31 protein-coding genes are annotated in these 25,199 nt (G+C 41.5%); 17 read left to right on the forward strand and 14 right to left on the reverse strand.

Features of this window, described 5'->3' with window-relative positions; genetic code table 11:
- Positions 1–266 precede the first annotated feature (266 nt).
- Entirely contained in the window at positions 267–605 is a 339-nt protein-coding gene (locus PseudUWO311_RS22755; protein ID WP_411730296.1) for a GUN4 domain-containing protein, read from the forward strand.
- Positions 606–707: 102 nt separating this feature from the next.
- Here the strand turns inward: PseudUWO311_RS22755 and PseudUWO311_RS22760 are convergent, their stop codons facing one another.
- Entirely contained in the window at positions 708–947 is a 240-nt protein-coding gene (locus PseudUWO311_RS22760; RefSeq protein ID WP_142657512.1) for a type II toxin-antitoxin system HicA family toxin, read from the reverse strand.
- Positions 947–1,165: a type II toxin-antitoxin system HicB family antitoxin gene (locus PseudUWO311_RS22765; RefSeq protein ID WP_142657513.1), complete on the reverse strand. Its 219-nt coding sequence runs from the start codon at positions 1,163–1,165 to the stop codon at positions 947–949. Before PseudUWO311_RS22765 ends, PseudUWO311_RS22760 begins: the two co-directional genes overlap by 1 nt.
- 225 nt (positions 1,166–1,390) lie before the next feature.
- Between PseudUWO311_RS22765 and PseudUWO311_RS22770 the strand changes: the two genes are divergently transcribed.
- From PseudUWO311_RS22770 to galT, 5 genes are all read left to right on the forward strand, one after another.
- The gene (locus PseudUWO311_RS22770; RefSeq protein ID WP_223807704.1) at positions 1,391–1,615 is read left to right on the forward strand and encodes a hypothetical protein; all 225 of its coding nucleotides are present in this window, start codon (positions 1,391–1,393) and stop codon (positions 1,613–1,615) included.
- Entirely contained in the window at positions 1,612–1,998 is a 387-nt protein-coding gene (locus PseudUWO311_RS22775) for a type II toxin-antitoxin system VapC family toxin (RefSeq protein WP_142657515.1), read from the forward strand. Before PseudUWO311_RS22770 ends, PseudUWO311_RS22775 begins: the two co-directional genes overlap by 4 nt.
- 113 nt (positions 1,999–2,111) lie before the next feature.
- Entirely contained in the window at positions 2,112–2,237 is a 126-nt protein-coding gene (locus PseudUWO311_RS24690) for a hypothetical protein (protein WP_263403013.1), read from the forward strand.
- Positions 2,238–2,461: 224 nt separating this feature from the next.
- Positions 2,462–3,316 carry a Tab2/Atab2 family RNA-binding protein gene (locus tag PseudUWO311_RS22780; RefSeq protein WP_142657516.1) on the forward strand — a complete coding sequence of 285 codons (855 nt, stop codon included), beginning with the start codon at positions 2,462–2,464 and terminating at the stop codon, positions 3,314–3,316.
- Positions 3,317–3,343: 27 nt separating this feature from the next.
- On the forward strand, positions 3,344–4,366 hold the full coding sequence (gene galT, locus PseudUWO311_RS22785) for a galactose-1-phosphate uridylyltransferase (protein ID WP_263403015.1): 1,023 nt from the start codon (positions 3,344–3,346) through the stop codon (positions 4,364–4,366).
- 50 nt (positions 4,367–4,416) lie between these two features.
- Here galT and PseudUWO311_RS22790 read toward each other — a convergent pair whose 3' ends face one another.
- From PseudUWO311_RS22790 to PseudUWO311_RS22800, 3 genes are read right to left on the reverse strand one after another with little or no spacing between them, the layout of a single operon-like run.
- On the reverse strand, positions 4,417–5,367 hold the full coding sequence (locus PseudUWO311_RS22790) for a DNA polymerase III subunit delta' (RefSeq protein WP_190303628.1): 951 nt from the start codon (positions 5,365–5,367) through the stop codon (positions 4,417–4,419).
- Positions 5,367–5,912, reverse strand: a complete 546-nt coding sequence (locus PseudUWO311_RS22795) for a hypothetical protein (protein ID WP_142657518.1) — start codon at positions 5,910–5,912, stop codon at positions 5,367–5,369. Before PseudUWO311_RS22795 ends, PseudUWO311_RS22790 begins: the two co-directional genes overlap by 1 nt.
- 41 nt (positions 5,913–5,953) lie before the next feature.
- Positions 5,954–6,208: a hypothetical protein gene (locus PseudUWO311_RS22800; protein WP_142657519.1), complete on the reverse strand. Its 255-nt coding sequence runs from the start codon at positions 6,206–6,208 to the stop codon at positions 5,954–5,956.
- Positions 6,209–6,553: 345 nt separating this feature from the next.
- On the opposite strand from PseudUWO311_RS22800, the gene hisS reads away from it, so the two are divergent.
- Together hisS and PseudUWO311_RS22810 are read left to right on the forward strand one after the other, a co-directional pair.
- Positions 6,554–7,819, forward strand: a complete 1,266-nt coding sequence (gene hisS / locus PseudUWO311_RS22805) for a histidine--tRNA ligase (RefSeq protein WP_142657520.1) — start codon at positions 6,554–6,556, stop codon at positions 7,817–7,819.
- Between the two features lie 356 nt (positions 7,820–8,175).
- Positions 8,176–9,261 carry an aliphatic amidase gene (locus tag PseudUWO311_RS22810; RefSeq protein WP_142657521.1) on the forward strand — a complete coding sequence of 362 codons (1,086 nt, stop codon included), beginning with the start codon at positions 8,176–8,178 and terminating at the stop codon, positions 9,259–9,261.
- 309 nt (positions 9,262–9,570) lie between these two features.
- Here PseudUWO311_RS22810 and PseudUWO311_RS22815 read toward each other — a convergent pair whose 3' ends face one another.
- The 6 genes from PseudUWO311_RS22815 to bfr (PseudUWO311_RS22840) form a co-directional block, all read right to left on the reverse strand.
- The gene (locus PseudUWO311_RS22815; RefSeq protein ID WP_142657522.1) at positions 9,571–9,951 is read right to left on the reverse strand and encodes a DUF6516 family protein; all 381 of its coding nucleotides are present in this window, start codon (positions 9,949–9,951) and stop codon (positions 9,571–9,573) included.
- The gene (locus PseudUWO311_RS22820; protein WP_142657523.1) at positions 9,926–10,240 is read right to left on the reverse strand and encodes a hypothetical protein; all 315 of its coding nucleotides are present in this window, start codon (positions 10,238–10,240) and stop codon (positions 9,926–9,928) included. Before PseudUWO311_RS22820 ends, PseudUWO311_RS22815 begins: the two co-directional genes overlap by 26 nt.
- Positions 10,241–10,757: 517 nt before the next feature.
- On the reverse strand, positions 10,758–11,069 hold the full coding sequence (locus PseudUWO311_RS22825) for a DUF433 domain-containing protein (RefSeq protein ID WP_142657524.1): 312 nt from the start codon (positions 11,067–11,069) through the stop codon (positions 10,758–10,760).
- A 178-nt stretch (positions 11,070–11,247) separates the two neighbouring features.
- Positions 11,248–12,063, reverse strand: a complete 816-nt coding sequence (locus tag PseudUWO311_RS22830) for a DUF6602 domain-containing protein (protein ID WP_142657525.1) — start codon at positions 12,061–12,063, stop codon at positions 11,248–11,250.
- A 298-nt stretch (positions 12,064–12,361) separates the two neighbouring features.
- Complete coding sequence (gene bfr / locus PseudUWO311_RS22835) at positions 12,362–12,829, reverse strand: bacterioferritin (RefSeq protein WP_142657526.1); 468 nt, start codon at positions 12,827–12,829, stop codon at positions 12,362–12,364.
- A 72-nt stretch (positions 12,830–12,901) separates the two neighbouring features.
- Positions 12,902–13,366, reverse strand: a complete 465-nt coding sequence (gene bfr / locus PseudUWO311_RS22840; protein ID WP_142657527.1) for a bacterioferritin — start codon at positions 13,364–13,366, stop codon at positions 12,902–12,904.
- A gap of 412 nt (positions 13,367–13,778) precedes the next feature.
- Between bfr (PseudUWO311_RS22840) and PseudUWO311_RS22845 the strand changes: the two genes are divergently transcribed.
- A complete protein-coding gene (locus PseudUWO311_RS22845) occupies positions 13,779–13,952 on the forward strand; it encodes a (2Fe-2S)-binding protein (RefSeq protein WP_142657528.1) in 174 nt (57 codons plus the stop codon).
- A 125-nt stretch (positions 13,953–14,077) separates the two neighbouring features.
- Here PseudUWO311_RS22845 and PseudUWO311_RS22850 read toward each other — a convergent pair whose 3' ends face one another.
- Positions 14,078–14,755 carry a TetR/AcrR family transcriptional regulator C-terminal domain-containing protein gene (locus tag PseudUWO311_RS22850; protein ID WP_142657529.1) on the reverse strand — a complete coding sequence of 226 codons (678 nt, stop codon included), beginning with the start codon at positions 14,753–14,755 and terminating at the stop codon, positions 14,078–14,080.
- A 201-nt stretch (positions 14,756–14,956) separates the two neighbouring features.
- Between PseudUWO311_RS22850 and PseudUWO311_RS22855 the strand changes: the two genes are divergently transcribed.
- The 5 genes from PseudUWO311_RS22855 to PseudUWO311_RS22875 all read left to right on the forward strand — a co-directional run bounded on the left by PseudUWO311_RS22855 (position 14,957) and on the right by PseudUWO311_RS22875 (position 20,838).
- Complete coding sequence (locus PseudUWO311_RS22855; RefSeq protein WP_223807705.1) at positions 14,957–15,985, forward strand: NAD(P)-dependent alcohol dehydrogenase; 1,029 nt, start codon at positions 14,957–14,959, stop codon at positions 15,983–15,985.
- 144 nt (positions 15,986–16,129) lie between these two features.
- Entirely contained in the window at positions 16,130–16,702 is a 573-nt protein-coding gene (locus PseudUWO311_RS22860; protein WP_142657530.1) for a Uma2 family endonuclease, read from the forward strand.
- A gap of 225 nt (positions 16,703–16,927) precedes the next feature.
- Complete coding sequence (locus PseudUWO311_RS22865) at positions 16,928–17,692, forward strand: hypothetical protein (protein WP_142657531.1); 765 nt, start codon at positions 16,928–16,930, stop codon at positions 17,690–17,692.
- 96 nt (positions 17,693–17,788) lie between these two features.
- Positions 17,789–18,652, forward strand: a complete 864-nt coding sequence (locus tag PseudUWO311_RS22870; protein ID WP_142657532.1) for an MBL fold metallo-hydrolase — start codon at positions 17,789–17,791, stop codon at positions 18,650–18,652.
- Between the two features lie 257 nt (positions 18,653–18,909).
- Complete coding sequence (locus tag PseudUWO311_RS22875) at positions 18,910–20,838, forward strand: ATP-dependent nuclease (RefSeq protein WP_142657533.1); 1,929 nt, start codon at positions 18,910–18,912, stop codon at positions 20,836–20,838.
- A gap of 310 nt (positions 20,839–21,148) precedes the next feature.
- Here PseudUWO311_RS22875 and PseudUWO311_RS22880 read toward each other — a convergent pair whose 3' ends face one another.
- Positions 21,149–21,379 carry a hypothetical protein gene (locus tag PseudUWO311_RS22880; RefSeq protein ID WP_142657534.1) on the reverse strand — a complete coding sequence of 77 codons (231 nt, stop codon included), beginning with the start codon at positions 21,377–21,379 and terminating at the stop codon, positions 21,149–21,151.
- Between the two features lie 214 nt (positions 21,380–21,593).
- Here PseudUWO311_RS22880 and PseudUWO311_RS22885 point away from each other — a divergent pair, with 214 nt between their 5' ends.
- On the forward strand, positions 21,594–22,142 hold the full coding sequence (locus tag PseudUWO311_RS22885) for a DUF6036 family nucleotidyltransferase (RefSeq protein WP_142657535.1): 549 nt from the start codon (positions 21,594–21,596) through the stop codon (positions 22,140–22,142).
- A complete protein-coding gene (locus PseudUWO311_RS22890) occupies positions 22,142–22,465 on the forward strand; it encodes a hypothetical protein (RefSeq protein WP_142657536.1) in 324 nt (107 codons plus the stop codon). The genes PseudUWO311_RS22885 and PseudUWO311_RS22890 overlap by 1 nt, the downstream gene beginning before the upstream one ends.
- 154 nt (positions 22,466–22,619) lie before the next feature.
- Here PseudUWO311_RS22890 and PseudUWO311_RS22895 read toward each other — a convergent pair whose 3' ends face one another.
- Positions 22,620–24,026, reverse strand: coding sequence for an alkaline phosphatase family protein (locus PseudUWO311_RS22895; RefSeq protein WP_142657537.1), 1,407 nt, complete (start codon positions 24,024–24,026; stop codon positions 22,620–22,622).
- A 200-nt stretch (positions 24,027–24,226) separates the two neighbouring features.
- Between PseudUWO311_RS22895 and PseudUWO311_RS22900 the strand changes: the two genes are divergently transcribed.
- Complete coding sequence (locus PseudUWO311_RS22900) at positions 24,227–24,961, forward strand: hypothetical protein (protein ID WP_142657538.1); 735 nt, start codon at positions 24,227–24,229, stop codon at positions 24,959–24,961.
- The last annotated feature ends 238 nt before the right edge of the window (positions 24,962–25,199 follow it).

The raw sequence follows: 25,199 nt of genomic DNA on the forward strand, positions 1-25,199 counted from the left end.
GAAGTCGCTGATGGTTTCAAGGAAAATCTACCTATCATTTTTGATGAATATCTTCCTAAATGGAATTATAGAGCTATTCCTCAAAATAACTGAAATGCATAAGTTATTTATTTTTCATTCCTAAGCTGATGCCAAAACTAAAGTCTCGTAGAAGCCGATATATCAATAATTCACAGAGTTTATTTACTAGAAGTTACACTAACCCAAGATTAGATTATAAGACTTACTATTCTTCTGATTACATTCAAGAATTTCCTTGTGAAGACTTGAGGACAATTGATCAACTATGGATACATTATAGTGATGGCAAATTTGGATTTAGCGTACAGAAAAAAATATGGTTAGATTGTGGTGGAGATATTGGAAATTTTAGAAATTTGGTGGATTTTGGCATAAAAGTCGGTTGGTACTATCCCAACAAGTTCTTTAGCCGTAAAAAGAATAGATGGAAGACATATGATGAGTTTATGACTGATACTAAAAATGCACAAAATACTCTTGTGGGCAGTCTTCCTCTAGCTAGTTTTGGATGGTGGTATCACTTAGAACATATGCATCAATCTTGGTGGGGAGGTTGGGAACTTTTTCAACGTAAAGATTTATAGATTCTAAACAACGCAGGAATAATTCATTGACCATAGAAAATAGGATTAAGCCTCTGTATGATCGCCTTTTTGGTGGAGAGATTTGCGATCCGCCTCAAATGCTTATACCTTCTCATAAGCAGCAATAAAATCATCCCGCGAAATTCCCGATTGAGTACAGATACTTCTGAGCGTAGAACCCTTGATCAGCTTATGATTCGGCATAGTTAAAGGAGTAGATGTTCCATCAGCATTTTGTCTGACCATCGAGATATGCTCCTTCTCCCGTACTATCGAAAATCCAAAACTCTCAAGCACCTTAATTACCTTTGATTTAGGTGCATCAACAGGAAACTTAGCCATTACACACTCGCCTCAGCAACAAAAGCCTCAAGCACCGAAGACTCAGACTCTAAAACCGATCGCCCAAAAGTTTCCACATGAAACAAGATCGCCGATCTCACATCATTGAGAGCCTCCTCATAGGAATCTCCCTCACCAACCACAACCCCTTGAATCCCTAGAGGATAAGCCACATAACCCTCTGGATGTTTTTCTACCACAATTTTAATATGTTTCATGATTAATTAATGCAATTAGAGACATCTATAATACTAAATACTAACCTTTAGGATCGTATTTAACTCTGGGCTATTTTTTCTAATTATTGACAAAATCAGGGGACTGAGTGATCGCTAACTATCTGTAACTACAGTCTGGCTGCAAAGAGCGATCGCGCCATAGATGCTAAACCGCAACAGCTAATTCCTTTTTGCTAAAATAGACTTCAACAACAGATTCTTACCGTGGTTAAACTCATGATTAGTCGAGAAATCTTAAAAACAGCTATTGACACCATAGACGACACCCAACTAGAAATATTGCATCGCATCATCTTAGCATTCAGTAAACCCATTCCCAATCCTGTAAATCTCACCCTTTCAGAAAATATCAATCCACTCAAAGGCAGCATCGTATTTGAGAACGATATCATTGCTCCAATAGATTTGTTATGGGAAGCCGAGCAATGATTATCCTCGATACCCATGCTTGGCTTTGGTGGATGAATGAGTCTAATAAGCTTTCCTTTAATGCCCTTGAAGCCATTAATAGCGCCGACTTGATTGGCATTCCTGCAATCAGTTGTTGGGAGGTCGCCATGCTCGTTGAAAAATCAAGAATTGGTCTATCAATGGATGTGCAAATATGGCTAGACTTAGCCCTCCAACATCAGAATGTTCAATTATTACCCCTTACCCCAGAAATTGCAGTCCTTTCCACTCGATTGCCTAGAGGATTTCATGGCGATCCAAGCGATCGCTTAATCGTAGCAAGTAGCCTCGTTCACAAAGCCCCATTAGTCTCTAAAGATGAAAAAATACAGCAATGTAGCTATTTACAGGTGATTTGGTAGTACTACTCGGCATGAGCGATCAAGAGAAATTATCACCGCTTGGACTTGGCTGAAAGGCAAAAACAATACTAGATTTGTAACAGCAGTACCATAACGCAGCAGGAGACAAAAGCATGAGTAAGTTTCAAATGTTTGATTCCGTTACCTTAAATCAAGACATTCAGCTTCACTCTGGTGGAATTGCCCCTCAAGGGACTGATGGTGCGATTGCAGATATATTTTTAGCGGAAGAAAGTTAAGCATTTACGCGATCGCGATTTTTGTGGAGAGCTTAGCGATCGCTAAATAACTTAGCCTTGTCTTCGCGCAACCCATTCCCAATATAAAATTTTAGCAACGCATCTATCGACATATCTCGACTTGCCGCAACCTCCTCAAATACAAAATCTAAAAAACTTTAGGGGCTGCGATCGCGTTAACATGAAAAAAGCCAAGTTTAGAAAAACAAGTTAGAAATTAATTTATGTCGAATATTTGGGAGTTAGATTTTTATTCCCGTCCTGTACTGGATTCTAATAATAAAAAGGTTTGGGAGTTGCTAATCTGCGATCGCGAACGCCAGTTTGAATGGGTGCGCGAATGTCCACCAACAGAAGTGAACTCCGAATGGCTAGCTAAGCAACTTACCGACTGCGTAACCTCGACAGGGCAAAATCCCATTAAAATCCGCTTCTTTCGTCCCAGCATGACCAACATCATTATGCGTGGCTGTAAACTGGCGGGGATTACTGGACAAGCATCTCGGCGTGTATTTACGATGTCGGGATGGTTGGCGGAGAGAATGGCGAGTATCTACCCAAATCGTGATGGCTTTCAATCTGTTGATCCTAATCCTTTGCCTTTGAAAGTATTGGCAGCCCAAGATCCTAAACCCATCCCTGATGCTCTGATGGGTGAGCGCTGGATATCGGTATCGCTGAGAGCAGGTGATTTTGCAGACGCGAAAGAATGGTCAATGGATTTTAGTGAACTTCTCGATATTAGTAGCCTTGATCCTGAAACTATTATTTCAGGGATGATTATTATTTCCGCAAGAGCGACGGCTTTGGCGGCTTGGATGTCGGGAGTTGATCCTGTGTTTGTCAAGTTTGAGCGCAATCTATTGGGCGATCGCACACAGATGCAACTGGAAGCAAGTGCTGATGCCAGATGGGTTTTGGCTAATTTACAAGCACCCAAAGATAAAGAAGCGATCGCACAGGGAGCAGCATTTGAGAAAGCCAAACAAAGTTCTCAAGGTTTTCATTTCTTAGCTGTACAAACTAGCCCTGAAGAAGAGCATTTTGCAGGGTTTTGGATGTTGAAAGAAGTTATGTAAATTAGTCTATTTATCCGAAATAGCAGTATTTTCTACGAGCTAACTGTAATGTCACATCTCCGCCAAAACGTGATTACAAAAGATTGGGTGATTTTTGCGACAGAGAGATCTAAGCGTCCCCATGAATTTGCGCGATCGCATAGTGATACACCGCCAGAGTTGCCTAGTTATAAACATGGTTGCCCTTTTTGCCAAGGCAATGAAAATCCATCTGAAACAGAATATTTACGCATTGAAGATGAACGCGGTTGGCGGGTAAGGATTATTCCAAATAAATACCCTGCGCTTTCACCCATAGGCGATCGCGTAAGGCATAGTGAAGGTATTCATCGCTCAATTACTGGTGTTGGCTATCACGAAGTCCTCATTGAGCATCCTGCTCATAATGTCACGATCGCCTTAATGGAAATTGGGGATGTGATTAATATTCTCAAAGCCTATCGTCAGCGCTATAACTTCATTCGCCAAGATCAACGGATTGAAAGCATCATCATCTTTAAAAATCATGGCGAAAGTGCGGGTACATCTCTAGAGCATCCACATTCGCAGATTACGGCTACGCCTGTTGTACCTTCTCAAATTCGCTATCGGATGATTGAAGCAACCAGTTATTTCGATGATATGGGCGAATGTTTATTTTGCTATACCCTCAGAGATGAGTTAAAGGCAAAAGAACGAATTGTTTTAGAAACAGAATATTTTGTAACTTTCATTCCCTATGCTGCGCTTTCGCCTTTCCATATGTGGGTGTTCCCTCGCAATCACAGTTCATCCTTTGGCGACATTGGCGAACCTGAACTAGCCGATCTTGCCTATACCCTTAAAACAGTTCTAGCCAAGCTATATTATGGCTTAAATAATCCTGCGTACAATTACACAATTCGCTCTATGCCTACTGATGAGAGGCAATCTGATTACTTCCACTGGTATCTAGCGATCGTGCCGAGAGTCAATCAAGCAGCAGGTTTTGAACTAGGTAGTGGGATGTATATCAATACGGCCATGCCAGAGGATAGTGCTAAGTTTTTGCGAGAAATTGAGATTCCATAACCCCAAGAATTGATTGACGGCGCGAAGCGCCGTCAATCAATTCTTAGGGTTTAGATCTTTCCTGCTATTTGGAGAAGTGTCACTTCCCAAACTAGTCTCGGTTGCACATAACGCGCAATCAATTCTCGCGCTTTATCGAGATATTGCACAACTGACTTCGTTCTTTGCTGTTCCCAAAAATAATTTTGTAAATAATCAATTAGCCATAGCTGCAAATCTACATCTAGTTCCTTATTGATTTGTTTAGCGATCGCCATCGCACTTTTAGCATCTTGAGGAATTTGGCGAACTAAGTTTAATAACTCGGCAGGAATGCTTTTGAATCGCTCGAACGACTCGATCGCATTACCCGCAGAACCTTGAGCGAGGGCGATCACTTCGGGCGGAATATCAGTGTGACCTTCACGGGTGAGGACTTCTTGCATTTGCGCTTGATTGAGCCTTGTGAAGGGAATGCGCTGACAGCGGGAAACTAAGGTTGGTAAAATCGAGCCTGCGTCAGGAACAATCAAAATAATTGTGGCGTAAAGTGGTTCTTCGAGAGTTTTGAGCAAACTATTGGCGGCCGACTCTGCCATGGATTGCGCTTCTTCAAGAATGACTACCGATCGCTTGCATTCAAGGGGCGCTCGACTGACAAATTCGCTAATTTCGCGTACTTGCTCGATCCTAATCTGAGGTAGGGCGCGGCGCTTTAGTCCTGCTGCGTCGGCTTCCTTAGCGGTGAGCATTTTGCCCTTATCTAAATAGGTCGGCTCCACCCATAGCAAATCGGGATGATTGCGATCGCTTAATCGATTAGCTGACTTGCGATCGCCCAATAAAACCTCTGCAAATGCTGATGCTGTCTTGCTACGCCCAACGCCACTCGTACCCGCAAATAAGTAGGCAGGCGCAATGCGATCGCGTCTGATCGCAGCTTTTAATAGAGCGATCGCCTGACTTTGGCCAACGACAAGATCAAAGGGTGAACTCAAAGATGGTTTTGGGGCAGTTACCACTAGTCATTCCACAGATGTTGTGATGATCTCCTTGAGTCATGGGCTCCTAAGCCCACAGGATAGCGGCGATTGCGATTGCCATTATCGAGATCATCAGCATTGCGCCGCCTTAGCCACCATCGGATCGCCTCATCGACGATCGCCGCAGGGTTATCGGTTATTTCCAATAACTCAGTCAGCAGCTCTGGGGCAATGTCCACTTTATAGGTGAGATCGATCTCTGGAAGATTGGCTTGATTCGTGATGGGATCTAGTGAAGATGGCAAAGGTTGATCACTGAGATCAGTCAGTTTTGGTTCAAGACTTATTTCATTATTAGCTAGATTATTCACTGCATCTTTTGCGTTATTAGGTGAACTAGGGGCAATCACAGCAGATTTAATTTCATTCAGGTTGTTTTGATTACTAACATCTTGTTGATCTAAAGTTAGCTTGCGCCAAATTAGTTTGCTCAAATTGATGATCGAAAACATTAATAGAATAAGTCCGAACTGAAATAGTCCAATAATCAAGAGCAATTTTTCTTTTAGCCAAAATTCAAACATAACTTCTGGGATCTACTTACTGATAAATTTCCTGATTGCTCCTAATCATTCCACTCGCCGCGAGGAGGCACAACAGGATTCATCGTCAAGGGACGTGAGCGATCGGCTTCTTTGATCGCTCGACGCTGCAACCATTGACGGATCGCTGTGTCGATCGCCTGTTCAGGATCATTAGTTACTTCACCAAGCTCAGCAAGCAAAGCAGGGTCGATGTCTATGCTCTTTAGCACCTCATTAAATACTGCTTCATTAGCCGATTGGTTTATTTGCGGTACGTTGGCGTTATCTTCTGGCATAAGGAATATTTAAATTAACTGGTGGCACTATCCAGATTTTACCCAGATTTGTTACCTTCTGAATGTGCAGGGCGATCGCAATCTTGCTAAACCTACAGCAATTAACGATCAAAGGAACCGCAAGAGAATTTTTGAAAGTGTTACTTTGCAACACTTTCAAAAATTCCCTTGGTTTGGGTTTGAGCGCAAAGTGCTAAAAAAAGAGAGGTGGCTTTTTGCGCCACCTCTATAAATGTTGAAAGTATTACTTTGCAATACTTTCAACAAAAATTGGGTTTTTCGTGACCAAAAACTCTGTATTCTGTAATAACATCACTGTCTCCTGTAAAACACCCGTTAGTATCCATGTCTTCACTTCAGGTCACACGCGGCACTCGCGATATTCTCGCTCCCGAAATTTATTACTGGCAGCAGTTAGAATCAACGGCGCGTCAAATCCTCAGCCAAGCCGCCTATAACGAGATTCGTACGCCAATTTTTGAAGCTACGGAGCTATTTGCGCGGGGCATCGGTGAAGCCACGGATATTGTCGGTAAAGAAATGTACAGCTTTAGCGATCGCGGCGATCGTTCTTTGACTTTGCGCCCAGAGGGGACGGCTGGCGTGGCAAGATCGTATATAGAAAATAAATTATTTGCCCAAGGTGGTGTGCAGCGTCTTTGGTATATGGGCGCAATGTTTCGCTATGAGCGTCCGCAAGCAGGTCGTCAACGCCAATTTCATCAGTTAGGTATCGAAGTATTAGGCAGTGCCGATCCGCGTGCTGATGCTGAGGCGATCGCGATCGCCAGTGATTTTTTGCAAGCCGTTGGTCTAAAAGATTTAGTAGTTGACCTCAACTCGGTGGGCAGTGCAGAAGATCGGGTTAGCTATCGTCAGGCACTGGTGGACTATTTCACCCCTTTTGTCGAGGAAATTGATGCTGATTCACGCGATCGCCTTACTCGCAATCCTCTCAGAATTCTCGATAGCAAAGACAAGCGCACTCAAGAAATTTCCCAAGATGCACCTAGCATTCTCGATTATTTAAGCCCTGAGTCACAACAACATTTCGAGAAAGTCCAAAGCCTGTTAACCGATCTCAATATTGCCTATCGGATTAATCCTCGACTTGTACGCGGATTGGACTACTACACCCGCACCGCCTTTGAGATTCAGTCAAATCTACTGGGCGCACAGTCAGCAGTCTGTGGCGGCGGACGTTACGATCGCCTGATTTCGGAGTTAGGCGGTGCGGATGTACCTGCGATCGGTTGGGCGATCGGCTTAGAGCGTCTCGTCATCCTGATGCAACAGGTTGCCGAACAAAAACAAACTGCGATTGATTTTTATATCATTTCTCGAGGCGAACAACCCGAAGCGAAATCTCTATCGATTGCTCAACTGTTCCGTAAAGCAGGATTTACGGTGGAACTCGATCTCAGTGGTGCGAAGTTTGACAAGCAGTTTAAACGAGCAAGTAATGCTAATGCTAAAGCTGCTGTAGTGATCGGTGATAGCGAAATCGAAGCGGGACAAGTACAAATCAAATGGTTAGAGTCTGGCGAACAGGAAGCTGTTGCGATCGACGATCTCAGCAACAGTTTTGAGATCCTGAAACAAAAGCTGTAATACCAAAACACAAAATGGCTACGCCATTTTGTGTTTTTAAAACCCTTATAGGGTTTGGTTTTTAATTCACAGAAGTGTTGTCACACTTTTGTAAATTGGTATTAACGATACAATCTCCATTTTTTTGTGTTCTATAATACTTATTAACTCTTAATATCTTTGCTAAAACTTCACAAATTAATAGCAGATATTGTTGTTAGTTTGTTTTTGTTGATTAGTACTGGATTTATAAGTTGTATTGATTAATCATCAAACGTTTAGTAATCAAGTTAAGAAGCAAGAGTAATTACTCTTGCTCAGTAAGTCTTTTGTAGCTAAACAAAATCTGAGTTTATTTATAATAAGTAGAGGATTTTATGTCTTACCATGGCGATATTTCTTCGAGTGAAGATGCAGTTGGAGTTGCGGTAGTTAATTACAAAATGCCGCGCTTGCATACTAAAGAAGAAGTCATTGAGAATTGCAAAAAAATTGCCTCAATGATAGATGGCATGAAGGTTGGCTTACCTGGTATGGATCTGGTGATCTTTCCAGAATATTCCACCCACGGCATCATGTACGATCCGAAGGAAATGATGGAAACTGCCGCAACAGTTCCTGGTGAGGAAACTGCCATCTTTGCCCAAGCTTGCATTAAGAATAAAGTCTGGGGAGTATTTTCTCTGACAGGTGAAAAACATGAGGCGCATCCAGACAAAGTGCCTTATAACACCCTAATTTTAATGAACGATCGCGGTGAGATTGTTCAGAAGTATCGCAAGATTATGCCTTGGACTCCGATCGAAGGTTGGTATCCTGGTGACTGCACCTACGTCTCCGATGGACCGAAGGGCTTGAAACTCAGTTTGATTATTTGTGATGATGGTAACTATCCTGAAATCTGGCGTGATTGTGTCATGCGTGGGGCAGAGTTAGTTGTGCGCTGTCAGGGCTATATGTATCCCGCTAAGGAGCAACAAATCATCGTTTCTAAGGCGATGGCATGGATGAATAATACTTATGTAGCGGTGGCAAATGCCGCTGGCTTTGATGGGGTTTATAGCTACTTTGGTCATTCCGCGATCGTTGGATTTGATGGTCGTACCCTTGGCGAATGTGGCGAAGAAGAAAATGGCATTCAGTATGCGGCTTTGTCTAAGTTCGCGATTCGCGACTTCCGTAAGAATGCTCAATCACAAAATCACATCTTCAAGCTGATGCATCGTGGCTATACTGGGATGCTCAATTCAGGTGATGGCGATCAAGGCAAGGCAGAATGTCCCTTTGAATTCTATCGAGATTGGGTTCTCGATCCGAAGAAGGCAAAGGAAAGTTCGGAGTCAATTACTCGTTCAACTGTTGGCACACCTGAATGTCCGATCGTTGGTATCCCGAACCAGCAGGCTATCCCTTTTGTAGAAAAAGCCAAACCCGAAACTGTTCCAGTTTCAGTTAAAGGCTAGTTTCGACTAGATTACTTTTTCTCTCTTCTTTTTGGTTACAGCGTAATGTGCTGAAGTAAAAAAACAAGGTTTCTATTGAAATTGCTACTTTGCAATGCTTTCAATAGAAACCTTATTTTTTATAGCTAGATGTAATTGCGATTTGAAGGGTGATCGGTTTAAGCATGGTATGTCTATTTCTCCTGTAATGGTGGCAAGCTATTCACGATCGCAACTGACTCGACACTTACGCGCACGATCGCACTTAAGGAGGTCAAGGATATAGCGCGATCTTTATCACTGGTGAGGCGATCGCTTTCTATAAGGGATTTAACTTAAATAATCGGTAATAATTTCTAGGATCACTTGCTCAATATCTGGGATTTCAGAGGAAATGATTTTATCTTTGATATGTTTATGATCAATATAGTCTAGTCTAGGCTGATGATTTGCATTGTCATAACGAAATATCAAATTGTTATCAGAATCTTGGTAATGGAAGGAATATGAAAGTTTTTCAATGGATTCCTGTAAATCAACATATTCTTTAAAAAACAGACGTGAGCTTTGCAAAAACTCTAAACTTCCTTGAATAAATCCAACATAATCCGATCTGGGATCAACAGAAAAGTTAAAGGATAGAATCCATCCATCATTTACATATTTTTGAATTATGGAGATGATGTTAGATTGATAGTTGTTGAGTAACATATTCGATCGCTTGTAATTTTTGCAGAGAACTAGTTAGTCTCTTCTTGATTTTGGCTTCACCTGCCCAACTCACATATTCTTCGTCACCGCCTTTGAGGTCTTCAGCAGTCCAATCGCTGAGAAAAAGGTCGGATGAGATTTGATATTTGGTTTCAAATTCTTTTAAAAATTTATTAGTTTTATCTAGCGATCGCTGTAAGTTTTTGATTTCTGCATCAATCGCGGCTCTGATAAGGTTTTGGACGATTTCGAGATCGGGTGCATCAGATTTGATTTCTAGTTGCAACATAATGGTTTACCTCAAATAAATTCTAGATTATGCAAGGTTGAGTTTACTTTTTCTGCAATGGGGGCTAGCTATTAATTATTTTAACTGACTCGATGCTGCCACGCACGATCGCACTTAAGGAGGTCAAGGATATAGCGCGATCGGCGATCGCTGTTCCAGTTTTGAAGCCTTACGACAGAAATTGCAATTAAAGCATTGCTACTTTTCCAATTGAGGCTCTCTTCACTCCTGAATAAGTGCTAGATGAAGATTATTTACTGAAGATTATTTACTCACCTTACACAGATAGCTTTCCTACGAAAGCTAAGGTTTAGGGCTGGCACGGGGGCGCAGCCCCTACAGAACATGAATTATTGCAGGTAGGGGCAATCCCCCCGTGGTTGCCCTGCTTGGCTAGCAGCAAGGGATTCATCATCTACGTTCTGCGTAACATCAGTTGGTTACAGTGATTCGTTTAGAGATTCTTTTACTTGAAGAGAATATAATCAACTGTGTTTATCCATTCATTAATATCCATTTACAACAGTTCTTTAGCTTTCATACGAATGTAGAAAGGTGTTTTGGCGGCTTGAGTCGTATTGTCTTGTACTTGCTGCCATTCTTGACTGATTTCTTGATCTATTTCTTCTTGATGATCAAAGTAGTAGCCCATTGATGCATGGGCTTCGGCTAATGTTAAATACAAATGTTGACGACAGATTTCTTCTACTGACCAACCATAGGCAATATAGTCCATCACGATTTGGGCGATTCTAATACGAGGCAATCGTTGCAATCGTGCGGGCTGATTTTCTTCTTTTTCGATATGTGGATAACTAAGGGATAACATAATATTTATTTTCGCCTAGCTAAGTTGTTATGTCCTTACAGTATAGTCTTTGCTGTTACTAGTCAGTAATTTTGCATTGGGTCTCAAAGCTACCTAATAGGTTTGCCTACCAATCTCTGATAGCCAATAACAATCTACTTTATTAGTTTTTTGAGTTGGACAGACTAAATTATATTGGTTAAGGCATATAGCTCGTATTCTTTAAATCAAATGGATGTAAGTATGGCATTGGATCTATCCAAGATCCAGATATTCCACTGACAGCTTGGGTAAGAAACATAAACAACAATAATAAATTACCACTGGGCGAATTACGTATAACCCAATGCATATCAGGGTTTTCCGCCCTAATATCTGTGTTTATGAAATCGTCAGGGATATTATCAAAATAAATAAAACCTTTTCCTAAAAGAAATACTCCATCAATTGAAGGGCTACTTGTATTAACTCTAATATTGGGATCGGGATCTAAATTAGGAATACTGATTCCTCTCTTAGCGTGTATTTTAGGTATCCATTTATAGATTGTTTCAATATTGACTGCTCCATCATATGCGACAATATAATTCAAAATACTAGGAGGCAAGTAGCCTGCCTCAAAAGATGTTATCAAGTTCCGATGAAGTTTTTTTGCATTGCAAGCAGCTTCAATAGATTGGCTCATAGCTTTTTTATCTAACAGAGATTTGACTTCAATTGTTGCAACAACTGATTCTGCTAGGAATGCATTAACCCCACCTCCAAAATCAAGTTTTGGGTAGTCTCGTTTGTATATAACAATGTCAAACTGATTTCTTGCTTCGTTTGGTTGTGATTGAGCATCTATAATTTCACCAGTGCCTATGGCAACTCTTTCACTTAAGTGGCTTTGCAAGAACTCTCTAATAAACGCTTCTCTAGGGGTTCCCTTATGAAGTGTATGTCCTGAATTAGCAGGGATAGTATACTTTTGTAGGATGGATTTCTCAAGAGCGTCAAAGTGTGCTTTTAGCATTAGTGAACTTAGTTATTAGGACAACACTTGAAATACAACTATTAGTTTATCAATGTATTTTATTCTAAAGGTAATCACAAAAAATATACATTAGTAGACAACAGGTTCTTTACTACACATAACATATAGCGGATGACGTGGATAACTTGATTTTGTAATTCCTAAACAGTGAGGTTGAACTTTGAGTTTAGATAGCAGCTCTAGAACAAGGCGATTTGCTCCCAAACAAGTAACAGACGAAAACTTCTTGCTTAAAAACTAAAGAAGGGCAACACTTAGTGTTGCCCTTCTTTAAATCTTACGCTTGTGATTGCAAGTAATTTGGTAAGCCGAGTTGCTCGATCAATTTGAGTTGCTTCTCAAGCCAGTAGGCATGATCCTCCTCAGTATCCGTGAGAATGCCTAGCAAAATCTTACGGCTTTGATAGTCCTGCTCGGTCTCACAGATAGCGATCGCTTCTTTCAGATCGCCAATCACCTTATACTCATAGTCCAAATCATTCCGTAACATCTCAGGCACAGTTTTACCGATATTGATGGCATCTTGTTGTGATAGATCGGGTGTACCCTCTAGAAAGAGAATTCTCTCAATCAATAAAGCTGCATGTTGGGTCTCATCCTGCATTTCATGATTGATTCGTTCATACAGCTTATTCAAACCCCAGTCCAAATACATCCGTGAGTGAGTAAAGTACTGATCTCTTGCTGCCAATTCCCCACGCAACAACTTCGATAATTGTTGTAGAACTTTCTCACTGCCTTTCATGATTTTCCTCAATTGATTTCTAAAGTATATATTTTTATAATTGATCGCACATTGCATCAATTCGCCAGACGGCTAGATCATCGACTGCAAGAAATTGGGCAAGCCCGCATTCTCAATCAACCAAATTTGTGACTCCAGCCAATCGATTTGTTCCTCTGTCTCTTCCACCAATTTGGCAAACAGATCACGGCTTACAAAATCCTGTTGAGTCTCGCAGGTCACCACAGCAGCTTTCAGTCCATCACGAATCTCTGTACAGATCGTTAGATCATTTTGCAATAATTCAGGTACATCTTCGCCAATTAGGAGTTTTCCCAATTGTTGCAAGTTGGGAAGTCCTTCCAAAAAGAGCACACGTTCGATCAGATAATCTGCTTGCTTCATCGCTTTGATCGAATACTTATATTCGCGATCGTTAAGCTGATTTAATCCCCAGTTTTTGCACATCCGTGCATGGAGAAAAAATTGGTTAATTGCCGTCAGCTGAGCTTTAAGAGCCTCGTTGAGCTGACGCTTTACATCTAAATTTCCTTGCATTGTTGAATATCCAACCTTAGCTAGTGATATGAGATTATTTATAGCATTTTCAAGAGTTATTACTATTAAAGAAATTGCAAACAAGTAATAACTATTCTCAAAATAGGGATAGCATTTTGAGAATCTAAGAATCAATCTGTGGTTTGTTATTTACCTCTCGAAGGTGCAAGTACACTTTCGAGGTTTGGTATAACTAGTCGCTGCTAAATACAACCCATAATTAACTTATAGCGTCTATATGGCTAATGAAACAGATTTTCGATCTGGGTTTTAACTACGCAGAGGTACTTAAGATGATTTCTAAATTTTCAGATCTTTGCAGCCTAAAATATCATACTTGACTAATTTGCCCTCACCCTCAATAATGAGAATTACTTTCAATAAAATTAATTTTAAAAGAGTCAAAACGCAAATGTACGTTTGTATCTGTCATGCCATAACCGAAAAGGATATCCAACAAGCAGTTGGTAAGGGAGCCAGTTCGATCGCAAGACTATCTGAGTTAACTATGTTGGGTACTCAATGTGGTCACTGCACCAAACACGCCGATCAAGTCTTGAACCAATGCGCTAATAAACCCGCATAAAAACCAAAACGCTGACATTCTAGTTATCTAGCAAGCGATACTTTCGGTAAGCTGTGCCTAGTTGATTTTTTTTGACTTAAAACTCCTGTCAGTCAAAATGAAGTGCCGCAAATCTCTCTTGGCTTTTATGTCTTAACTTCTTTGGCTAAAGCTATATCAAGACCATTGAGAATCAAGTCGAGCCCGAACTCGAAGTCATGAATACCATCATAGCGACCATCCATAACGTAACGTGTGAGTTGGTTCATATAGGGATAATTATCAACAGGGATGAGCGAAAGCCCCATTGCCGCCGCTTCGGAATAGTCTGTCTCTCTGATTGGAAAGTTTAGCTCCTGAAGCGTGAACCCATAGATGTGACTATCGATCGCATTCCAAGCATGATCCGCCATCTCGAAGGAAAATCCAGCTTCGCGCAAACAGCCAAGCGTCGCATCTATATAGCGCAACATCGCTGGTCCTACATTCATCCGTGACATCAGTGCGATCGCTGCCCAAGGATGTCGTAGCAGAATCTCATGAGCTGATGTCGCTCGTCGTCGCATAGCAGTCTTCCAGTCAATGTCAAGCACAGGCACTTCAATCTCACCGACCACAATGTCCACAATGCCATCTAGTAGGTCATCCTTATCGGCAACATGGTTATACAGCGACATCGCCTTAACCCCCAATTCTTGAGCAAGCTTTCGCATTGAAAGCGACTCAATACCACCATCGTCAGCCAAGCGTATAGCCGCACGTAAAATCCTTTCTCGACTTAACGGAACATGGGGGAAAGTGTCTAAGTTTTTTGTTTTAACCATCTCACTATATTTCTCATTCCTGCTGAGCAGTCGGATTAATCCCCCTGTAGAGTGATTAATCCGACTTACCTCTTGACAAACTTACACCATAAGTTAAACTTACGGTGTAAGTCAATGCGGTGGATGCTCGCTCCTAATTTATTACCAAAGAATTTATTAGTGTGGGTTTGAGCACACAGTGCTGTATTTGGAGAGAGATCTATGACGAAATCTAATTCCCTCACCCCTGCCCAAAGCAGTCGCCAAAGGAATCACAAAATGAGAGCGATCGTCCAAACCGAATATGGCTCAACGGATATGTTGAGTCTGCAAGAAGTTGACAAGCCCATCTTGTCAAATAATGGCGTGTTGGTGCGAGTTCACGCCGCCGCCGTCCATGCTGGAGACTGGCATCTGATGCGTGGAACTCCATTCATCACACGCTTAATTTTTGGCGGCATACTCAAGCCCAAAATCAAGATTCTTGGTATGGATATGGCGGGAACAGTTGAAGCTATTGGCAAAGATGTGACTCAGTTCCATATCGGCGATGAAGTCTTTGGCGACCTGTCAGGATGTGGGTTCGGTGCCTTTGCCGAGTATGTCTGTGCAACCGAAACAGCCTTAGCACTGAAGCCTATTAATACCTCATTTGAGGAAGCAGCCACCGTTCCTGCGGCATCGATGACTGCTTTACAGGGATTGCGAGATCTTGGACAGATTCAAGCTGGACAAAAAGTATTGATCAATGGTGCTTCTGGCGGTGTCGGCTCATTTGCAGTGCAGCTTGCCAAGGTGTTTGGCGCTGAGGTAACGGCTGTATGTAGTACCAAAAAAATGGAGATGGTGCGATCGCTTGGTGCTGACCATGTGATTGACTATACTCAAACCGATGTCACTAAAAATGGACAGCTTTACGATCTGATTTTTGATGCCGCTGCTTACCGTTCAGTTTTCGACTATCTGCCATTATTGACGACCGAGGGAACCTACGTGTTAGTCGGTGGTTCCACTGCTCGATTTTTTCAAGTAATGTTTTTTGGAGCTTGGATTTCGAGAATCAGTCACCGACAAGTGAAATGCTTGGCTTCAAAACCTAATCAATCAGATCTAGTCATCTTGAGAGATCTGCTGGAAGCTAGGAAAATCACTCCCTTTATCGATCGCCTTTACAAACTGAGTGAAGTCCCTACAGCAATTCGTCACCTCGAAGAGCGTCAGGTAATAGGAAAAGTCGCGATTGTTGTTTGAAATGCATCATCCCAAAAAATGAGTAGCAGGGCTTTGTACTGCTACTCATTTTTATTTGCCTATGAGCAGGTAGGATAGAATTAATTACTGAGCATTATCGGATCAGTGTTAATTCATCTAAGCAAAACCATTGGAGACAAAACAATGACAGTTGCGATCGCGAAAAAGATGACTTTTGATGAGTTCCTCTCATACGATGATGGGACTGATTTTTTATATGAATTAGAAAATGGAGAACTAATTCCTATATATGCAGAAAGTGATATCAATCATCGGATTGCAATATTCTTACTTACTAGTTTTTTTAATATTGGTATTTCTCATAATCGCCTTAGAATGAAAACGGAAATAGCAGTGCATAGCCGACAGGTGAATGTGCGAGTTCCTGATTTAATGGTTTATTCTGAAGAATTGGCGATCGCTATGCAGGGTGCAACCCGATCACTAATATTGCTAGATATGCCACCACCCTTGTTAGTAGTTGAGGTGGTCAGCCCCAATCAAGCCAGTCGAGATTATCGCTACAAGCGCACAGAGTATGCGGCGAGGGGTATTGCTGAATATTGGATTGTTGATGCGATCGCCCAGAAGGTAACGGTATTGGAATGGGTGGAAGGATTTTATGAAGAGAAAGTTTATGAAGGTGAACAAGCGATCGCTTCGCCAATATTTGCTGATATTCAGTTAACGGCTGCTCAAGTTTTACAGAACTGTTAAGAGCGCGGCAAGGCTTTTTGAAAGCGTTATTATGTAGGTTAGGACTTACTCAAATAAACCAAGAACTCAAGTTCTTGGCTAAAAGCTCAAGTCCACTGAAGTGGACTACAAAATACTGTTAGACAAACCGTTTCAACGGGTTTGAGCTTTTAGCCCGCACTTGAGTGCAGGGCTACTGCATAAGTCCTGACTATAAACAATAAATTGATTTCAAGAGGTTGGGTTATGTCTACAGATCCAGAGCAAGCGCAAACTCCATCGAGAACTATTCCCAAATGGCTGATATGGGCAATTTCTAAAGACGATAACTATCAACCGACAGTGTTAGGACATGTTGCTTTATCTAGCGCTCTGATTTCGATTGCGGTAATTGCTTGGATTATTATGTTTGTAATTAGTTCGGTATGGGAAAATGAATGGATTTTCAAGCCTGAAAAAATCACCGTAGAACAATTAGAATCTGCTACGGTAAAGCTATCACCGACAGTATATGAACGCAATAGAATCATCTCGCAAATTCAAGAGATTGAGAGACTTGCTGACACGCACGCCAAAATAATGGGATTTTTTTATAAACAGTACTATATCTCGTTGGCAACGATGGGTGCATGTGCTGCTTTAGCGATCGTCAGTCTCTTCTTTATTAGTAAGGTGGGTTGGGAAAGAGTCAATAATGCTCTTATAAATATCTTTATCGTAACCAGTGGAATTGTGATCTTTTATGGCAATATGTCCCTGATATTTCAACAAAAAGATAATCTTGAAGCTAGTCAAAAGATATATGTCAATTATTTGGGCTTAAGAAACGAGGTTTTGAGCTATTTAGCAACGGGTGAAACAATTTCTAACGAGAGTTTAGCGCCAGCTAAATTTATTCATTATGTAGATAGGGAATTAAAGTCAATCAGCTTTATCCGACTGGGTTTTGATCCTAAATCAATTCCAGACTTTTCAAAGCAATTTTATGACAAACCTGCAACTTCCAAGTAGTTAATCCCTTCCCAGTGAATGATTAGTGGTGCGCGGTTCCGCCGCGCACCACTAATCATTCACTTTATAACTCCTATTCTTTGGGTAAGAAATATTATGGCAAAAATTGAACGAAGACTTCTTCATAATGTCAGTGGCGATTTCTATGTTGATAGTACTTGCATTGATTGTGATACCTGTCGATGGATGGCTCCAGAGATATTTCATCAAGTAGCTCAGCAGTCTGCTGTTTATCATCAGCCTACCAATGAAATCGAGCGGCTCAGAGCCTTGCAAGCGGTTCTATCCTGTCCCACGGCTTCTATTGCTACAGTTGAGAAGCCCACCGATATTCAGACGGCACAGCAAAGCTTTCCTATTCTCATTGATCAAAATGTCTTCCATTGTGGTTATCATGCGGAGTCTTCCTATGGTGCGGCTAGTTACTTGATCCAGCATCCTGAAGGCAATATTTTGGTTGATTCACCACGTTTTGCGGCTCCATTGGTGAAACAATTGGAAGCGATGGGAGGGATTCGTTATTTGTATCTGACCCATCGTGATGATGTTGCCGATCATCAGAAGTTCCATGACCATTTTGGCTGCGATCGCATTCTGCATCAAGATGATATTACGACTAGTACTCTCAGTGTTGAGATGCAATTGACGGGGACAGATGCGATCGCGATCGCGGATGATCTGCTAATTATTCCTGTGGCTGGACATACTAAGGGCCATACGGTTTTACTCTATGGGCAAAAGTTTCTATTTTCGGGAGATCATCTTGCATGGTCTGAGCAACTCCATCGTTTAATCGCGTTTCGGAATGCTTGTTGGTATTCATGGGATGAATTAGGGCGATCAATGGAACGGTTAGCAACCTATCAGTTTGAGTGGGTTTTGCCTGGGCATGGTCGTCGCTATCACTGCGATCGTGAAACTATGGCGCAAGCAATGCAGGAATGTTTAGCTTCGTTTTGAGTTCAATGTGGTGTTTTGCGATCGGGCTAGAAGTTTTTTTTGTTTTTTGTTCTGTGTTAACCTTAATTTTTTCTGGATAACTCATATATATAGAATATTGTCCAGAAAAATTTCACATATTATAAAAATAGCTACATCACACTGAAAGTTTCGATGTGATGCTCATAGTTAAAGCAATCATACCGAAAGTTTTAGTATAATTACTAGTTGAATCGGCAAAATTCATATGATGTGATAATTACAGAAGAGAGCTTACTTTGAAACTGAGAAGAATACGAATTGAGAATGTCCGCAGCTTTCTTCAACCTGCTGAATTATTAGTTGATGGTGACATATCTATTATTATTGGTCCTAATGGAGGTGGAAAAACAAATCTCCTTGACATAATCACAACTACTCTTCGTCGTCATTTGTTGATATCCTGGGTTCTTACTAAAACACCCCAACCTGATTTCCCAGATCGATATGAATTTAGTAGAAATGATGCGTTTAACTCAAATATCTTCACTCTAGAACCTCATAGTCAAAGAATTGGGCAACAACAGAATATTGAGATTGAGCTTGAAGTTACTGTCCAAGATCTCAAAAATATGGCTAGAATGCGTGATTCTGCTATTGAGCTCACAGAGCTTACTGAGCGTAAGTATGTGGGTGTATCTCTTAGATTCGCCAGTTCATGGGATTTATCATGCATATCTCTTGGGCAGAGATTTACATACCAAATAGTTAACAATTCATTGCAATCCCCAACCGACGAAGCAGCAATCCTTTATCAGCAGTACTTGTCACTATATGAAGTAGAAAATCGTCTTCGTGACGAGATTGGACAATCGCCATTGTCTATGCCAATGGTTTCTCTACCAGTCAATCGTGCTGGGGCTACTTTCCAATCTTCTCTCTCTCTTGCGAACCATAACGAGTACAGCTATAAGAAGTCGGTTGATGCTGCTATATCTAGAGCTCCTGGTTCAATCATCTCACTTGCTGTCGGACGCATTGCTCGGCGTTATAGGCTCCTTCTTGAGCAAGACTCTGGCAATGCGAGAACTGAATTCTATTCGGATGAGCAAATTAGATCACTTACTTCAATATTAAAGACTCTTGGTTATAACTGGGAACTAGTCTGTATTGATGCACTGACAAATCAGTATGATCTCCGCTTAGAGAAACAAGGTTCTTCATTTCTTGTTAATGCCGCATCTTCAGGAGAGAAAGAGCTTTTGACATATCTGTTTGCAATCTATGCTCTTAATGTGCGTGATGCATTGATTGTTGTTGATGAGCCAGAACTTCATCTTCATCCTAAATGGCAAAGCACATTGCTAGAACTTTTTGAAAAGTTATCAACGGAAACAGGGAACCAATTTTTACTAGCTACTCATTCACCTATCTTCGTGTCACCAGCATCTGTTCAATATGTTTCTAGAGTTTTTAGTACAGCACAACATAGTGAGATAGTTCGACTCAAAAATGAGTCGTTGCCAGAGTCTAAACACCTTTTCTCTATCGTAAATAGTCTAAACAATGAAAGGATGTTTTTCGCTGATAAGGTTGTTTTAGTTGAAGGGATTTCAGATCGATTATTCTTTAATTCCGTATTTCAAAAGTTAGCTCTAAGTGAAGGTTCTACCCAGATATGCGAAGTCATTAGTGTTGGAGGTAAGGGTTTCTTTGCCCCTTATGAGCTAATACTCAAGGCTTGTCACGTCCCCTATGCTGTAATTGCTGATCTTGACTATGTAAATCAGCTTGGGACTCCTGAGATCAAGTCTCTATTTTCGATTAATGAAAAGAATATTCATGTTGATGTGATAAATAATCCGAAGAGCCAAGATGGAAGAAATCTAATCACTCTAATCAATGAAGCAATTACATCTGGAAATATGGATGATTTGAAAATTCATTGGGAATATATTAAGGGGCGGCAACGTAAATTAAGAGGTAATTTGAACGAAGAAGAGCAAGTACTTCTAGATCAATTCATTACTTCTCAAAGAGAGCATGGTATCTTTATTCTCTCAAAAGGCGATTTAGAAACTTATCTTCCAGAAGGTTATCGTTCCAAAGATCTTGAGAAGCTAATACACTTAGTTAACGATCCAGATTTCTGGGACTTGCTAGCTGATTCTGCTCAAACTGAGTTAAGTTTAATTACTGATAGGATAAAGTCACTATCGATTGTCTAGCGTTACCCATAATCTAACAAGAGGCTGTGTAAGAAGCGTTGTTACACAATTGATTTATGCTGCAAAGTATTAATATCTGATGAGCTACATTCGTTATACCAAAGGCAATTTATCCGTTAAGGTTGTCTGTTTCGAGTAAAGATTAGACAAGTAGAAATAGTTCACTTCGTTGTTGAGTCCAGAGAAGTTATCGATGATCGCTTTCAGGATGCGTTCCGCCGCAAAGGCAAATAATTATTATGCGCCCTGTGCGATCGCGGTTTAGTTTGTGTAGATGAGGGGCGATCGCGCAGTCTAAATGACTTCATAACTAGTTGAAATCAAGAGCAACCGCCTTACCCTCAGCAATTTCTTGTTTAGCAAGTCTTGCCGCAGCCACTAACTTTGATTGACTTTTTGCAAATGAATTATCCCATTTAATTTCATCTTGTAGATCATTAATATATTCTCGCAAATGATCGGTAACTCTCTCCTGTAAACTGGCAGGCAAAGACTCCATAATTTTAACCAAGGTTGAAATCTGGGGTGATGATACGCTCATGACTTTTAGTTATGAAGTTACACATACAAAGCTATCACAGGTTTATTTGATTTTGTCTGGTATGGGGAACTGCGATCGCAAAGACAAATAATTTTTAAGCGATCGCGCTTAAATACACTGGGAGCGATCACCTTGAATTTTTGAACATGCGATCGCACCTTAACCAAGCTCAATCTGCTAAATTTGAGAGGTTGACTTACAATGATGTAAAACTATGCGTTCAAATGTCGATCCTCAAAAGATCGAACAACTCATGCAAGCCTTAGGCAGAGAAGCTCGTAGTTCAGGCTGTATCTACTTTACAGGTGGCGCTAGTGCCTTACTCATTGGTTGGCGTAGTTCTACAGTGGATATTGATATTCGTCTAGATCCTGAACCTTTAGGAATTTTCCAAGCGATCGCTAAACTAAAACAAGAATTAGACATCAATATTGAACTAGCTTCCCCACAGGACTTCTTACCTACACTTCCAGGATGGCGTGACAGAAGCGTCTTTATTGGAAGACACGGTGAAATCTCATTTTATCATTATGACTTCACAGCCCAAGCCCTTTCTAAAATATCTAGAGGATATAACCGCGACATTAATGATGTTCTAGCCATGTATGAACAGAAGTTATTTACTTTAGAAAAATTACGAGATTGCTTTGAAGCGATTGCACCTGAATTGATCCGATTTCCTTCTCTTAATCCCGATCTCCTGAGAAATAGAATTGAAAAATTCATTGAGCATTGTGAAAGTATGTCAGAGAGAGAGAAATAATGGAGCTAAACGAATTACCAGGATCGGATTTAATCTTGCTTGGTCTGGAAGATCTTTACCAAGGCAAAAATAATACCATCGGTTCACTATTAATTGCGATCGCATCCATACGCTTAACCTCAGCGGGCTTAGACATTCCAAAACAGCCTCTAGCATCAGAGCCAGAACTAGCCCTATATGACCATCTTCAGAACGAACGTGATGATGCTTATTCTTACTACAATTCCTTATTAAATAGCCTCAACAGCTTTTGTGCAGCACTTGAATCCAGAGAAGTGATTGGCGATCGCTTTCACGATGCATCCCGCCACAAAGCCAAATAATAGTTAAGCGATCGCGCTTGAATACACTGGAGGCGATCGCATTAGATTTTTGGACATGCAATCGCACGAATAAATAAGCTCTCTTGCTGTAATGCTCATCTTTAGCAGACTAATTAGCAATAACAGCACAGAATGGATAGGACTTGTAAGCAATTTAAAATCGATAGGCTAGGAATGGAATCAGCATTTCAGCACGGGTCACACCACCATGAATACCCACGATTGTTGTTTGACAATCCTCTGGTTTTGTCTCTCCCACATGCTGAAAACAAGACCAGCCATTTTGGGGAATTAAAATCAAATCTCCTATGCGATCGCTCATTTCCTCAGTAGGTGGCTGTTCGGGTAATCCAAATAATCCAAGATAGATTGCTTTATCTTTTGGAATTGCTAAAAACCGATCTCTCAAATGAGTCTGAATATAGGCGATCGCTGAATCTTCTTGTCCCGCTCTAACATGCAAAAATCGAGCTTGCGATTCACCAGTAGCGGGAGCGCACAGACATTTCGTTAACTCAGGATGGTGATTCAACCACAGCACTTTATCTGGATCGATCATCCGTTGTCCATGATCAGCGACCAGTAATAACACAATGTCCGATCGCCCCCGCAATGGTTCGAACAACTCCCGCTTCAATGCAAAATCTAGCGTTGCAACCTCTGCTCGGTAACAATCACTGAGAGGCCCATACCGATGGGCTGCACTGTCTAAATTCGGAATATAGATGTGTGTAAAACTCTTGGGTTTCTCTTGAAGGCTTTTCTCTTGAAGGTTGAGCAATCGATTGCGAAGCTGTACAAATCCATCGCTCGCCGTCAGATAATCAACATACCCTTTTTTACCCGCTTGTGCACCGCCCGTGGTGAATCTACTGACGCTAGTTCCTCGAAAGTTGCGCCAGTTGACAATCCCCACGTCCACCCCAGCGTCCTCTAAGGTCAAATATAAATTCGGGACGGGGACAAACTTGTCTGGATTAAGTTGTGAATCTGGATAGGGGGTCGATGTGGGTGATAAACCTGGTGTCCACCGTAGAAAATTGACAATACTTCCCACTTCTCGGACATAGGCTCTTGTCCCCATGATGCCATGTTGGGCAGGAGCGTGGGCAGTGGCGGCGCTGGTAAGAGCTGTGGCGGTGGTGCTGGGGAAAACCGAAGTCGCAGGCATGAAAAAAGCTTGGGGACTGCCGCAGGCGATCGCTAGTCCTGGGGCATCACCCTCTGCCATTACAGTTTGGAGTTGATCATAACCAAAGGCATCCATGATCAATAAAACCACATGGTTGATGTCATCCTGCCGTTGCCAAGATTCCCAAGCCTCAGTCACCACTGGATTTTCCAACAATGATGGATTGAATGAAGGCAATGCAGCACTAGAATCTGGCATCCTATCGACACCCAGCCAATGCATCGCTAAGGCGGGCACATTCGCCAGTCCTAATCCATCATAGCTAGGACAGACAGTCTCTGCTTCCAACAAACCAACTTGCAGCGATTGTCTCTCGATCAAGGCGGCTTCAGCAAGAGCAGTCACATTGGGAAACTCAGAATTTGTCATTGGTATTTTCAGAATGGATTCACCATATTGACCATTTTAGCGCGATCGTTTCTCCCCCTAATCCGTAATACCAAAACACAAAATTGCTACGCCATTTTGTGTTTTGGTATAAAATACTACCCGTCAAATCATACGGAACAAAAATAAACCTTGGCTAGTCATATTTAAATAGAACTCTATGGGCATCCCCTGAGGCATTTATGAGTGCTAAGCATATTTCAAAATTGGCAGCTATTTCTTCGGTAAGTATGGCAATTAGCATAGCTGCCACTTCATTGCTAATTGCGAGTCCAAGTGTCGCATCTTCAAAGCGATCGCAGTCTAAAGATCAAGCGCAAGTAGCTCAAATCAAATTTGCTAATCCTCAATCTGCGCAACCTCAAGCTCCTCAAAACCAAGTTGCTCAATTGTTTCGCTCAACTTTGAGTTTACCTGCTGGTCAAACGATCGCAACCAAAATTAATCGTCAAGATACGCTTTACATTGCTAAAGGTGAAACTGTTGCTGCAAGTCTCTTGGTTGCTCAAGATATTGCCGCAAACAATGGCACTGTGTTGATTCCTGCGGGGGCAGTGATCGAGGGACAATTTGTACCTGCGGAAGGTGGTTCTAGGTTTGTCGCCCAAAAGTTTACTAGTCGTGGCGCAACGGTTCGGCTTCAAGCTGAATCAGACTTGATTAATGACATTAAAGATCCTCGCGAAACTAATGCAGGCGCAATTTTGACCGATGCTGGCATCGGCGGAGCTGCGGGAGCAGTCCTTGGTGGTGTACTGCGTGGCAATGTGCAGATTATCGATATTCTTGGTGGGGCGGCTGCTTCAGTGCTAGTTGGCAATGTGACAGCTCCACAGGTGACCGTGATTGAACCTAGTACTGTAATTAATGTGGTGACTAAGCAGACGATCACTTTTGCTGTAAGAGATGACTACTAATACCAATTCACAAAAGTGTGACTACACTTCTGTGAATTAAAAACCAAACCCTGTAAGGGTTTTAAAAACACAAAATGGCTACGCCATTTTGTGTTTTGGTATAAGATCATTTCTCGTAAAGAATTTCCCAATGTCCAGACAGACATAAGTCGGGCTTTACCCCCTTTAACCCTCCCCTTGCAAAGGGGGAAAACTAGAAATCTTGTTCCCTCCCCCTTTGCAAGGGGAGGGTTAGGGT

The sequence above is a fragment of the Pseudanabaena sp. UWO311 genome (assembly GCF_006937785.1).
In the GTDB taxonomy this organism is placed as follows: domain Bacteria; phylum Cyanobacteriota; class Cyanobacteriia; order Pseudanabaenales; family Pseudanabaenaceae; genus Pseudanabaena.